This window comes from Qipengyuania aurantiaca (assembly GCF_019711375.1).
GTDB lineage: Bacteria > Pseudomonadota > Alphaproteobacteria > Sphingomonadales > Sphingomonadaceae > Qipengyuania > Qipengyuania aurantiaca.
Window position 1 is genome coordinate 892,512 of the sequence record NZ_CP081295.1, and the last position, 12,340, is coordinate 904,851.

Consider the following 12,340-nt stretch of genomic DNA (forward strand, 5'->3'; position numbering starts at 1 on the left):
TCCGCGCACCGCTGGCCTGTGGCCAGAGGTAAAGCCTCGAATCGGCTTTGCCAAGCCCTTTATGTCAGAATGAGGGCGCGGGGCCGTCCGGCAAGGTCATGGCGCAGCTCGACGGCAAAGCCCTCACCCCGCGCAATTTCGCTTACAGCGGGCGATTGTTCGTGTCCTATTTCGAGAATCGCGACCGCCCTTTCGCTCATCAAACTGCGCAATTGCGGAAGGATAATGCGGTAATCGTCGAGCCCCTCCGGGCCTGCAAACAGCGCGCCATGCGGCTCGTGGGCGCGCACATCGGGGTCTAATACGGCCTCTTCCTCGACATAGGGCGGGTTGCACAGGACGAGATCGAATTGCCCCAGATCATCGGCCCAGCCGTCCCTGGTCCAATCAAGAAGGTGGAATCGCGCGCGATCCTCCACGCCCAGCAAGTCGGCGTTATCATGCGCCACGGCGAGCGCGGCGGGCGAACTATCTGTCCCGACGCCCCGTGCCTGCGTTTCCGCCAGCACGGAGAGCAACAGCGCACCCGTGCCAGTGCCGAGATCGAGCACCCGCGCGGCATCGCGCTTCCGTTCGAGAGCAGCCTCGACCAGCACCTCGCTGTCGCCGCGCGGGATCAGCGTGCCGGGGGTGACCTTGAAGCTGCGCCCGAAGAACTCCTGGTGGCCGAGGATATGCGCGACCGGCTCGTGCGCAGCACGGCGCTCGACGAGGGCCTCGAAGCCCTGTGGCGCAGGATCACGCATCGCGCGCAGCAACATGGCGGAACGCTCGGTCCCCAGCGCGTGGGCCATCAGCAATTCGGCATCGAGCCGCGCGGTCTCGCTGGTCGCGGCAAGACGCCCGGCGGCGGCGCGGATGGCCTCGGCGACGCTCGCCGTATCAGTCATTCATCGCCGCAAGGCGCTTCGCCTCGTCCTCGGCGATCAGCGCGTCGACCAGTTCGGCGAGCCCCGGTCCGGCGATGATTTGCGGGAGCTTCTGCAAGGTCAGCCCGATGCGGTGATCGGTGACGCGTCCCTGCGGGTAGTTGTAAGTGCGGATGCGTTCGGAGCGGTCGCCGCTGCCGACCATGGCCTTGCGCGCCTCCGCCTCGGCGCCCTGCGTCGCCTCGCGTTGGGCATCGTAAAGGCGCGTGCGCAGGACCTGCATCGCCTTTTCCTTGTTCTTGTGCTGGCTGCGCCCGTCCTGACAGGTCACCACCGTGCCTGTAGGAAGGTGGGTGATGCGGATGGCGCTGTCGGTCGTGTTGACGTGCTGGCCGCCCGCACCGCTGGCGCGATAGGTGTCGATCTTGAGTTCGGTCGGGTCGAGCTGCACGTCGACCTCGTCCGGCTCCGGCAGCACGGCCACGGTCGCCGCCGAGGTATGGATGCGCCCGCCGCTTTCGGTTTCGGGCACGCGCTGCACCCGGTGGACTCCGCTTTCGAACTTCAGCTTGGCGAAGACATTGGGGCCGGTCACGCTGGCGACGATTTCCTTGAAGCCGCCGACCTCGCTGGCGTTCATGCTGACGGGTTCGACCTTCCAGCCCTGCTCGGCAGCATAGCGTTCGTACATGCGGAAAAGATCGCCGGCGAACAGCGCCGCTTCGTCGCCGCCCGTACCGGCGCGGATTTCGAGCATGGCGGGCTTGTTGTCGGCGGAATCGCGCGGAAGCATAGCGATGGCGAGTGCCCGTTCGGCTGCGGGCAGGCGTTCGCGCAGGGCCGCCAGTTCTTCTTCCGCCATCGCCTTCATCTCGGGATCGGCGAGCATCTCTTCGAGGTTCACGATTTCCTCGCGCGCGGCCTTCACTTCGGCGGCCACCTTCGCGACGGGTTCGAGCTCGGCATAGTCGCGGCTCGCCTGGACGAATTCGTCGCCTTCAAGTGTACCCGAAGCCATCCGCGCCTCGAGCTCGGCGAAGCGATGGGCGATCTGGTCGAGGCGTTCGGCGGGGACTTGCAAGGTTTTGGCTCAGTTTCCTGAATGATGGAACGCTTGGAACAGGGTTCAAGGGTTAAGGACTCGAAGGTGGTACGTGGCGAAGGTCAGAGGCACTTTTGCGGTCGATCGGTATGGATCAGTAGCGCCGGATCGATGGGGTAGGAAAGAGTTCGCTCTCTCGTCATCCCGGCCCCCGAGCCGGGATCCCGCTTACTTGCGTCGCGCGACAAGAAAAGCGGGACCCCGGATCAAGTCCGGGGTGACGGCTCGCTATAAGCAGTGATGACGCTGAGAACGGGTTCCTCAAAATTATCGTGGCTGACGCTGTGCCCCATATCTCTTTGCAACGAGAGGATGACTTTCGGAGTACGCTTTACGGCCTTGTCATAACGCTTGCGAGGTGATCCGCCTGAAATCATCTCAGCAGTAAAGCCCTCTGCGCGCACCTGCTTCAACACTCCAAAGGCCTCTGCCAGACGGCCGTCGTCCTCGACCACAACGATGAGATCGCATTCTGCCTCACCCTTGTCACCCACCAGCATCGCCAGCCGCTCGATACCCGCAGCCCACCCGACCGCCGGTGTCGGCGCGCCGCCGAGGCTTTCCATCAGGCCGTCGTAACGCCCGCCGCCGAGGATGGTGCTCTGGCTGCCGAGCTTGCCGGCGGCCTCGCTGCCCTCGTCGGGGATGAATTCGAAGGCGGTGTGGCGGTAATAGTCCAAGCCGCGCACGAGGCTTTCCGCGCGCTGCCACTTCACGCCTGCCGCGTCGAGGCCGCTGGTGACGGCGTCGAAAAACGCCCGCGCGTCCTCGGACAGGAACTGGTCGATCTTCGGCGCGTCGGCGACGAACTTCTGGTCGCGGCGGTCCTTGCTGTCGAGGATGCGCAGCGGGTTCTTTTCGAGCCGCTCCTGCGAATCTTCCGAAAGCTCGTCCTTCACGGCGCGGAAATGCTCGACCAGCGCGGCGCGCCAGGCCTCGCGGCTGTCGCCATCGCCCAGCGTGTTGAGGTGCAGCGTCACGTCTTCGATACCGAGTTCGCGGATAACCTGGTCGGCCATTGCGAGCAGCTCGACATCAGCCTGTGGTTCGGCCGCGCCGATGATCTCGGCATCGATCTGGTGGAACTGGCGATAGCGGCCCTTCTGCGGACGCTCGTAGCGGAACAGCGGTCCGTGCGTCGCCAACTTGAGGGGCGCGTGCTGCTGCCAGCCGTTCGACAAATAGGCGCGCGCAATGCCGGCGGTGAATTCGGGCCGCAGCGTCAGCGATTCCCCGCCGCGATCCTCGAAGGAATACATTTCCTTCGAGACGATATCGGTGGTCTCGCCGATCGAACGGGCGAACACTTCCGTTTTCTCGAAGACCGGCATTTCGGCGCGGCGGAAGCGGTAGAGCTTGCGGACGCGCTCGAAGGTTTCAACCACGAAGGCGAAGGCTTCGGCGTCGGCGCCGAATATGTCCTGCGTTCCACGAATTGCTTGCGGGGTTTTTGCCATGGCCGCGCGCTTAGTCGAGAGAACAGGTTGCCGCAATATCGCTGGGACGCTATCGGCCCGCCAAGTCTTTCTGGGGAGAGGGGCCGTCTTTCTCCGCCTTTCGGCGGAACGGTGCCGGCCCGCTCCCCCTCCCAGCCACCCGATACGCTATCAGGGCATGATCGGGTGGCTGGGAGGGGGAGCGGGCTGGAACCGCCAACCACTAGAGTGAGCACAGATGCGCATCGACATGATCCCCGTGGGCGACAGTCCGCCCGAAAGCCTCAACGTCATCATCGAAGTCCCCACCGGCGGCGAACCGGTGAAGTACGAATTCGACAAGGAAAGCGGCGCGCTGTTCGTCGACCGTATCCTGCACACGCCGATGCGTTACCCGGCCAACTACGGTTTCGTGCCGCACACGCTTTCGGACGACGGCGATCCGCTCGATGCGCTGGTCATCGCGCGCTCGCCCTTCATCCCGGGCTGCGTCGTGCGTGCCCGCCCGATCGGCGTTCTCAATCTCGAAGACGAGCATGGCGGCGACGAAAAGCTGGTCTGCGTGCCGGTCGACACGACCTTCCCCTATTATTCCGACATTGCGGAAACGAAGGACCTGCCGTCGATCATCTTCCAGCAGATCGAGCACTTCTTTACCCACTACAAGGACCTCGAAGCCGAAAAGTGGGTGCGCATCGGCAATTGGGGCGATGCGGATGACGCCAAGCGCGTGGTACTCGAGTGCATCGAGCGCTACGAAGCGAACAAGAAATAAGACACGGAGAGGGGCGCTGCGAAGCGCCCCTTTTGCTATTGCGCGCCGGTCATTCGACGGGCCGCGAGGAATCGAGCAGGTCCTTGTCCTGCTCCCCGCCGCTTTCCCGGCGCTCCTTCTCCACCATCTCGGCAATCTCGTTGACCGGCCGCACATCTTCGTCAGCTTCGGTAACGGTGACCTGCTGCACGGCCTTCCTGGGCGCGACCTTTTCGTTCGCGCGTCCGGCTTCGGCGATATTCTCGAAGGGCAGCGTGGCCGAGCGCGGGTCGAAGCGCAGGCGATAGATGGGTTCGGGCAGGCCGAAGCCCGCCTCTTCCAACGCCTCTTTGACCGCCGGTATCGCGCGGCTCTGCGCTTTCCACCAGTCGGTCTTCTCCTGGTCGATCCAACCGAGGAAGCGGATCACCACGTTGGAATCGCCCACTTCCATGATGCGCGCCTCGGGAGCCGGTTCGTCGAGCACGAAGTCGAGCGCGGCCAGCGTGTCGCGGCCCAGCTGGCGGGCGGCACGCGCGTCGTCATCGGCATCCACGCCAAGGTCGAACTGGAACCGGCGCTGTGGGTTGCGCGTGAAATTGGTGATCACCGCGCGGAACACCTGCCCGTTGGGAATGCGCAAATGGTTGCCGTCGAGCGTCATCAGCACCGTCGCCCGGCTGGTAAGGCGGATCACGCGCCCTTCGAGGTCGTCGATCAGCACCCAGTCGTTGGCGCGGAAGGGCTGGCGCAGGCTCAGCATCAGCGAGGCGAGGTAATTCTCGATCGTCTCGCGCAAGGCGAAACCGAGCGCGAGGCCGATCACGCCCGCCCCGCCCAGCACTGCGCCGAGCAGCGCGCCCGCCCCGATCAGGTCGAGCGCCACGACGAGGCCGCCGATCACGAAAACAAAGCGGATCGCACTCGCGATAAGCTCGGCCAGGAAACTGTTGGGCGCGAGCCGGTGCCACAACGTACCGAGGCTGGCGATGAGATAGCCAAGCAGCGAAATCCCCGCCCAGACCAGCAGCGCCAGCCCGATCAGCGGGAGCATGGCCACCAGCCCGTTCCAGCGGTCGGCGAGTGAGGACAGCCCCGTGCCCTGGGCCGAGATGGAGACATTGCGTTCGAGACCGTTCTCGACCGTCACGACGCCCGAAACACGTGCCGCAATCGCCTCGGCGCGGGTGATGTCCTCCTGCTTCGGCACTTCGCCCGAAAGTGTGACGACGCCTTCGCTGACGGCGACTGAAACGCCCTGAAACGCGGGCAGTTCGGCGAAGATGCCAGAGATACGCTGGGCGATACGCTCGTCGGCGCCTTCGTCCTGCGTGTCGTCGATGGTCTGGACCGGCGCTTCGGGCTCGGCGGGGGCTTCGGTTTCGGGCGCGGCCGGAAGGAGAGCGGGGGCGGGTGCCGCGGTGAGAAGGGCAAAGCTGGCGAGGAGCGCCCTCACTCGCCCGCCACCGTCATGCCGTCGATCCGCAGCGTCGGCACGTTGATCGAGCGGATCATCTCGAGATCGTCGGCAGGGGTCAGCGCGCGGAACATTTCGAGGAGATTACCCGCAATCGTAATCTCGGCAACCGGTTCGGTAATCTCGCCCTTGCGAATACGGAAGCCTGTCGCGCCGCGGCTGTAATCGCCGGTGACCCCGTTGACGCCCTGCCCGAAGAGCGAGGTTACGTAGAGCCCGTCCTCGATATCGGCCATCAGTTCCTGCGGGGAAACGGTGCCCTTCTCCATGTGGACGTTGCTGGCGCTGACGCCGGGCGAACCACCCGAGCCGCGCGAGGCGTGGCCGGTGAGGCTGAGGCCGAGCTGGTCCGCGCTCGACACATTAGTGAGCCAGCCGGTGAGCTTTCCACCCTCGACCAGCGCGCGAGGGCAGCAGGCCACCCCCTCGCCGTCGAAGGGCCGTGAGCGCATCCCACGCTTGCGCAGCGGCTCTTCGAGAATGCGCACCGCGCTGTCGAACAAGGGCTCTTCCTCGCGGTCAAGCAGGAAGCTCGCCTTTCGTGCAATGGCCGGGGCGGACATGGCGCCGAGCAGGTGCCCGACGAGACCGCCGGCAATGCGCGGCTCGAAGACGATGGGCAGCTTGCGGCTCGGCATCGACACGGGATTGAGCCGCGCAACCGCACGTTGGCCTGCCTCGCGTCCGACTTCTTCGGGAGAGACAAGATCGGCGAGGAAGCGCGCGCTGCGTGAAGCGTGGTCGGTCTGCATCGCCCCACCCTCGCCAGCAATCACGCTGGCGGACAGCGAGAAGCCGCTGCCCGCATAGCCGCGCGCGAAGCCGGTCGAGGTCGCGAGCGCGGCGACCGAACGGCTCGCGCTCGCACTGCCGCCGTTGCTGTTGGTCACGCCAGCGACGCTGCGGGCAGCCTCTTCGACCGCGAGCGCCGCTTCGCGCAAGGCTTCGGGATCGCTGCGATGTGTGTCGGCAAGTTCGAGATCGGGCAGGTCGCCGGAAAGCTGCGTCTCGGCAGGGGCGAGGCCGGCATGGCGGTCCTCCGGCGCGTGGCGCGCCATCTGCACCGCGCGCTCGGCCAGCGCCTTCAGGCCCTCGGGCGCAAAATCGCTGGTGTGGATCGAGGCGGAGCGCTTGCCGACGAAGACGCGCAGGCCGATCTCCTCGCTTTCGGAGCGCTCGACCTCCTCCAGCGCGCCCAGCCGCATGCTCACCGATTCGGAGGCGTTCGCGCGGGCGACCGCGTCGGCGGCATCCGCCCCCATGCGCTGCGCCAGCGCGACGAGGTCCTGGCAGCGCAACAGCGCGGTGTCGGTGTCGATCATGTCAGCTCACAACCCTTTGCATTGCCATCTTCCGCATTCGGCTAGGCATCCCGCGCGGCGGGCGCAAGGGTCAGGCAATCGTAAGGAACAGTGCCTTGAGGATCGCGGTGATCAGCAGCGGCAGCCCGATGGCCAGCCCCCAGATGATCGCCTGGTCGCGGCGATAGGCCCCGCGCAGATCCTCGTCATGCGCTTTTTCCTCGGGCAATTCGCGCCAGCGCTTCTCGAACGCATGGCAGGCCGGGATGATCAGCGCGACGAGGATGATGAGGGCGAAATAGGGAAGCGTCGACGAAACACCCTGCTTCAGGGCGTTGACGGTCACGAAGATGGTGAGACAGGTGTAAACCACGAGCGCCAGCGCGACATTGTCGCTCATCCCCTTGCGCCAGTCGGGCGCATGGCTGCCCCCATGCGTTTCCAGCTCGCGGCCCTTATCGATCGTGTCGACCATCATCTGTCTCCCCAGACATTTTCTGTACGGCAATGTTTCAAACTTGCGCGCATCTGGCAAGGCATGAACCTCTGATTGCCGCCGGACAAGCATTCCCTGCACGAATCCTGCCAAATCGTCACAATTCGTGGGGACGTGGGGTTTTCCTCCCTGCATCGCGTGCTATGGCGCGAGCCATGGCCGAAGATATCCTCAGCGCGGACAACGAAGCCGTCCACGATGCCGCCCCGCCCATCCCGCAGGGCGGGCTGGAAGTCATCTCGATCGCCAAGAGCTACGACAAGCGGCAGGTCCTCACCGACATCTCGCTGACCGTCGGCAAGGGCGAAGTGCTCGGCCTGCTCGGCCCCAACGGCGCGGGCAAGACGACCTGTTTCTATTCGATCATGGGCCTCGTGCGCCCCGATGCCGGCCGCATCCTGATGGATGGCGAGGATGTGACCAAGCTGCCGATGTATCGCCGCGCGATCCTCGGCCTCGGATATCTGCCGCAGGAAACCAGCATCTTTCGCGGCATGACCGTGGAACAGAACATCAATTGCGTGCTCGAGATGGTCGAGCCGAACAAGGATACGCGCGCCGCCGAGCTCGACCGGCTGCTCGACGAATTCGGGCTCACCCGCCTGCGCGAAAGCCCCGCGATGGCGCTGTCGGGGGGTGAACGCCGCCGGGCGGAAATCGCCCGCGCGCTGGCCGCCAAGCCCTCGATCATGCTGCTCGACGAGCCCTTCGCCGGGATCGACCCGCTTTCGATCAGCGATATCCGTGACCTGGTGAAAGACCTCAAGACCCGCGGCATCGGCGTGCTGATCACCGACCACAATGTGCGCGAGACGCTCGAGATCGTCGACCGCGCCTGCATCATCTATGGCGGGCAGGTGCTGTTCGCCGGAACGCCCGAAGCGCTGGTGGCGGACGAAAACGTGAAACGCCTCTACCTCGGCGAGAACTTTACGCTGTGATCACGGCGCGCGCCCGGAGTTGAAGGCATGGCGCTTGGTCCGAGGCTAGACCTACGGCAGACCCAATCGCTGGTGATGACGCCGCAGCTGCAGCAGGCGATCAAGCTGCTGGCGCTGTCCAATCTCGAAATCGAAAGCTTCGTATCCGAGGCGCTGGAGAGCAACCCGCTGCTCGAAGTAGGCGAGGTCAGTCGCGAAAAGGGCGAGGACGCTCCCGAAGCATCGGCAGGCGAGCATGAAGCCACCCCCGACTTCGACGGCGACGCGGCGCTCGACATTGCCGACTACGCGCGAGATCCCGAAGCCGCACCCGGCGACAGCGGCGACTGGGCGCAGGCCGGCGGCATGGGCCTTGGCGGCGAGGACCTCCCCGATCTCGAGAACCGCTCGACCGAGGGTCCGAGCCTTGCCGAACACCTCTCCGGCCAGATCGGAGCGCTGGCGCATGACACGCGCGAGGCGCTGATCGCCGGGCGCATCGTCCACGAGCTCGATGAAGCGGGCTATCTCCACATGGAATTGCGCGAACTGGCGGAGGAACTTGGCGCACCGCTCGCCGAGATCGAACGCGGCCTGGCGCTCGTCCAGTCCCTGGAGCCGACTGGCGTGGGCGCGCGCAGTCTTTCCGAATGCCTCGCGCTGCAGGCGAAGGAAGCGGATCGCTACGATCCCTGCATGGCACGGCTGATCGACAATCTCGACCTGCTTGCAAACGGCGATATCGCGAAGCTCAGGCGGCTGTGCGAGGTCGACGAGGAAGACATCGCCGACATGCTCGCCGAACTGCGCAGCTATGATCCCAAGCCCGGCTGCCGCTATGGCGGTGGGGGCGAAGCGGCGATTGTGCCCGATGTCCTCGTCACGCCCGGCGAGGGCGGCGGCTGGCAGATCCGGATCAACGAGGCGAGCCTGCCCCGCCTCGTGGTCAACCGCGAGTATTACGTCGAGCTGGAAGCGGGCGCGCGCGACAAGGCCAGCCGCGCCTGGCTCAACGAACAGCTAGGCGAGGCCGACTGGCTGATCCGCGCGCTCGACCAGCGCCAGAAGACGATCCTCAAGACCGCCAGCGAGATCGTGACACTGCAGGAAGGCTTCTTCCGCGAAGGCGTCTCGGCCATGCGCCCCCTCACCCTGCGCGAAGTGGCCGAGCGAATCGAAATGCACGAATCGACCGTCAGCCGCGTCACCAGCAACAAATTCCTATCCTGTCCGCGCGGCACCTTCGAAATGAAGTATTTCTTTTCGAGCGGGGTGGCGGCAGCCGATGGCGAAGGCGCCAGCAGCGAAGCAATCAAGGCCCGCATCCGCGCGCTGTGCGATGCCGAAGACCCGAAGAAAGTCCTGTCCGACCAGAAGCTTGCCGACATGCTCAACGAGGAAGGCTTCGACCTCGCGCGGCGCACCGTGGCCAAGTATCGCGAGGCGATAGGCATCGGTTCGAGCGCGCAAAGGCGCCGCGAGAAGAAACTGCGCGGGCTCTGAATCCTTTTTGCAACAGGCAAAAAAGTTAACGCCTTTTACTTCACGTTAACCTTTTCCATTCACACCCCAAATGGTTAACAAGGGACAACGCCTTTTCTCAGGGGGAGAGGCATCGGAAACCAGGGCTAGGGGGACGAACCCATGCGTGTACTGCTGATCGAAGACGAGCCGACAACGGCCAAAGCCATCGAGCTCATGCTCACCACCGAAGGCTTCAATGTCTATTCCACCGACCTCGGCGAGGAAGGTTTGGATCTGGGCAAGCTGTATGATTACGATATCATCCTGCTCGACCTGAACCTGCCGGACATGCATGGCTACGACGTGCTCAAGAAGCTGCGTGTCGCCAAGGTGCAGACGCCGGTCCTTATCCTCTCGGGCGTTGCCGAGATGGACAGCAAGATCCGCAGCTTCGGCTTCGGCGCCGACGATTACGTCACCAAGCCGTTCCACCGCGAAGAACTGATCGCCCGCATCCACGCCGTGGTGCGCCGTTCGAAGGGCCACAGCCAGTCGATCATCCGTACCGGCAAGCTCGCCGTGAACCTCGATGCGAAGACCGTCGAAGTCGACGGCGCCCGCGTCCACCTCACCGGCAAGGAATACGCGATGCTGGAGCTGCTTTCGCTCCGCAAGGGCACCACGCTGACGAAGGAAATGTTCCTCAACCACCTTTATGGCGGCATGGACGAACCCGAACTCAAGATCATCGACGTCTTCATCTGCAAGCTGCGCAAGAAATTGAGCCACGCTTGCGGCGGCGAGAATTACATCGAAACCGTTTGGGGACGCGGCTACGTGCTGCGCGACCCGAACGAAGAGGCCGAAGCCGCTTAATTCGTTTGCCTCAGGCGCCGGCGGGGCCATCCGGCCCCTCAGGCTTCCGCGCCAAAAGGCGCGACGGCCGGTCGGCCTTGCGGATCGCAAGCGATCCGAGATTCAGATATCCTCCTTGGATGGGACAGCGAAACGTCCGGGAACTTCGGTTTCCGGGCGTTTTGTTTTGCGTCGCATATCGACACCGCACCGAGGGTTCCCACACTAGGTATTCATCCGGAGACGCGCTCGTTTCGCCCCCCTGCTATTTGCGCCTTTGACAGGAGAAACGGGGGGACCATGAGAAATTGCAAGAGCGGTGCAGTCGCAATCGTCGAGGATGACGAGATGCTGCGTTTCCTGTTGCGCGAAACCGTCCGCGCAAGCGGCTGCTCGGTGGTGGGCCTCGCCGAAACGATGCGCCACGCGCGGAGCCTCTTGGCGGAAGGAACGCCGGACATTCTCATTACCGATTTCGCCCTCACCGGCGCCGAAGACGGCTTGCAGCTGATCGAAACAGCCAAACGCCACAATCCCGGCATCACCACCATCCTCGTGACCGGCTGGGATGTGGAGGTGCTGCGCGACCGGATCGAAAGGGTCGGACCTACCCACGTCCTGCGCAAGCCCGTCCTGCCGCATCAGCTTGCCAGCCTTCTCGAAGCCCACGCCGGAACCCGCGAAGCGATGGCCGAGGCCGCCTGACCGTTTAGTTCGAAGTCTCGCTTGCCGAGATCGTGCCGGAGTGGCTGTGCGGCCGACCGGCGAGTATCCGCAGATAGGGCGAGAGGCGGTAAGCGACCTGGCGCAGGCGCCCTCCCCCGTAACGCGCGACGAAACGGCGCCAGTCGCGCGCGTGGACCTTCTTGTCCTCACCACACCGCGCCCTGAGGCGAGCGAGCTTTGACCGAGCGGGATCGAGCGAACCGCCCGTCACCGGATTGGCCTCGCAGGTCCCGGCCGCATCGCGCCCCAGTACCACCGGGATCATGGCCTCCCTTGCGCGCAGGCCATAGTCGAGATCGCCATAGATATGCTCGAACAGCGGGTCGAGCGTGCCCAGTTCCTCGAACGCCGCGTGCGACACGAGAACTACATTGCCGCTGATCGTGTCGATGCCCTGCACTTCGCCCGAAGGCGCGACGAGGCGCATCCGCAGCGGCTTGCGCGCCGGTTCGGGACGGCCATGCCCGCCATAGGTGACGATGTCCGCGTCCTCCGGATCGAGCGTCGCGCCGGCGCAGATTGCGCGGCCTTCCTCACCCGCTGCGGCCTCGGCATCGGCGAGCAGCGCACCGAGCGCGCCCTCGGCCAGCACGACATCGTCGTTGAGCCAGAGATAATAGTCGTAGCCTTGCGGGCTCGCGGCGGCATGCTCCCACGCGCGGTTCATCCCGCCGTTCCAGAACAGCGAACCGTCGCCCTCTATGACGTTGGCCTGCGGATAAACCTCGCGCACCGCATCGCCGGTCCCGTCACTCGATCCGTCGTCGACGAGGTAGAGATCGCCCGCCGCAAATTCCGGCTGGCGCGCCAGCGAGGCGAGGCAGCGCAGCGTCAGCGCGCGGCGATTGTGGCAGGTCATCAGCACGGCAATCCGCGCCGCGCCGCCGCTCTTTCCCTGCCTGTCGTGTCGCTCAGCCATCCGGAAACGCGGATAGACGCA

At 64.9% G+C, this 12,340-nt stretch carries 12 protein-coding genes; 5 read left to right on the plus strand and 7 right to left on the minus strand.

What is annotated here, in order from left to right; all coding sequences use genetic code 11:
- Positions 1 to 59 precede the first annotated feature (59 nt).
- From prmC to hisS, 3 genes are all read right to left on the minus strand, one after another.
- Entirely contained in the window at positions 60 to 890 is an 831-nt protein-coding gene (prmC, locus tag K3148_RS04295) for a peptide chain release factor N(5)-glutamine methyltransferase (protein ID WP_221426084.1), read from the minus strand.
- Positions 883 to 1,950, minus strand: coding sequence for a peptide chain release factor 1 (gene prfA, locus K3148_RS04300; RefSeq protein WP_221426085.1), 1,068 nt, complete (start codon positions 1,948 to 1,950; stop codon positions 883 to 885). Before prfA ends, prmC begins: the two co-directional genes overlap by 8 nt.
- Before the next feature lie 227 nt (positions 1,951 to 2,177).
- Positions 2,178 to 3,428: a histidine--tRNA ligase gene (hisS, locus tag K3148_RS04305; protein ID WP_221426086.1), complete on the minus strand. Its 1,251-nt coding sequence runs from the start codon at positions 3,426 to 3,428 to the stop codon at positions 2,178 to 2,180.
- A gap of 217 nt (positions 3,429 to 3,645) precedes the next feature.
- On the opposite strand from hisS, the gene ppa reads away from it, so the two are divergent.
- Entirely contained in the window at positions 3,646 to 4,182 is a 537-nt protein-coding gene (ppa, locus tag K3148_RS04310) for an inorganic diphosphatase (protein WP_221426087.1), read from the plus strand.
- A 49-nt stretch (positions 4,183 to 4,231) separates the two neighbouring features.
- Here the strand turns inward: ppa and K3148_RS04315 are convergent, their stop codons facing one another.
- The 3 genes from K3148_RS04315 to K3148_RS04325 form a co-directional block, all read right to left on the minus strand.
- Entirely contained in the window at positions 4,232 to 5,617 is a 1,386-nt protein-coding gene (locus tag K3148_RS04315; protein ID WP_221426088.1) for a mechanosensitive ion channel family protein, read from the minus strand.
- Positions 5,614 to 6,960, minus strand: a complete 1,347-nt coding sequence (locus K3148_RS04320) for a TldD/PmbA family protein (protein ID WP_221426089.1) — start codon at positions 6,958 to 6,960, stop codon at positions 5,614 to 5,616. Before K3148_RS04320 ends, K3148_RS04315 begins: the two co-directional genes overlap by 4 nt.
- Positions 6,961 to 7,030: 70 nt before the next feature.
- Complete coding sequence (locus K3148_RS04325) at positions 7,031 to 7,417, minus strand: hypothetical protein (RefSeq protein ID WP_221426090.1); 387 nt, start codon at positions 7,415 to 7,417, stop codon at positions 7,031 to 7,033.
- Positions 7,418 to 7,590: 173 nt separating this feature from the next.
- Between K3148_RS04325 and lptB the strand changes: the two genes are divergently transcribed.
- From lptB to K3148_RS04345, 4 genes are all read left to right on the plus strand, one after another.
- Complete coding sequence (lptB, locus tag K3148_RS04330) at positions 7,591 to 8,376, plus strand: LPS export ABC transporter ATP-binding protein (RefSeq protein ID WP_221426091.1); 786 nt, start codon at positions 7,591 to 7,593, stop codon at positions 8,374 to 8,376.
- A 27-nt stretch (positions 8,377 to 8,403) separates the two neighbouring features.
- Complete coding sequence (gene rpoN, locus K3148_RS04335; protein WP_221426092.1) at positions 8,404 to 9,858, plus strand: RNA polymerase factor sigma-54; 1,455 nt, start codon at positions 8,404 to 8,406, stop codon at positions 9,856 to 9,858.
- Positions 9,859 to 9,999: 141 nt separating this feature from the next.
- A complete protein-coding gene (gene ctrA / locus K3148_RS04340; protein WP_006833027.1) occupies positions 10,000 to 10,695 on the plus strand; it encodes a response regulator transcription factor CtrA in 696 nt (231 codons plus the stop codon).
- A 279-nt stretch (positions 10,696 to 10,974) separates the two neighbouring features.
- Positions 10,975 to 11,379, plus strand: a complete 405-nt coding sequence (locus K3148_RS04345) for a response regulator (RefSeq protein ID WP_221426093.1) — start codon at positions 10,975 to 10,977, stop codon at positions 11,377 to 11,379.
- A 4-nt stretch (positions 11,380 to 11,383) separates the two neighbouring features.
- On the opposite strand, the gene K3148_RS04350 is transcribed toward K3148_RS04345, so the two are convergent.
- Positions 11,384 to 12,319, minus strand: a complete 936-nt coding sequence (locus K3148_RS04350; RefSeq protein WP_221426094.1) for a glycosyltransferase family 2 protein — start codon at positions 12,317 to 12,319, stop codon at positions 11,384 to 11,386.
- Positions 12,320 to 12,340 lie beyond the last annotated feature (21 nt).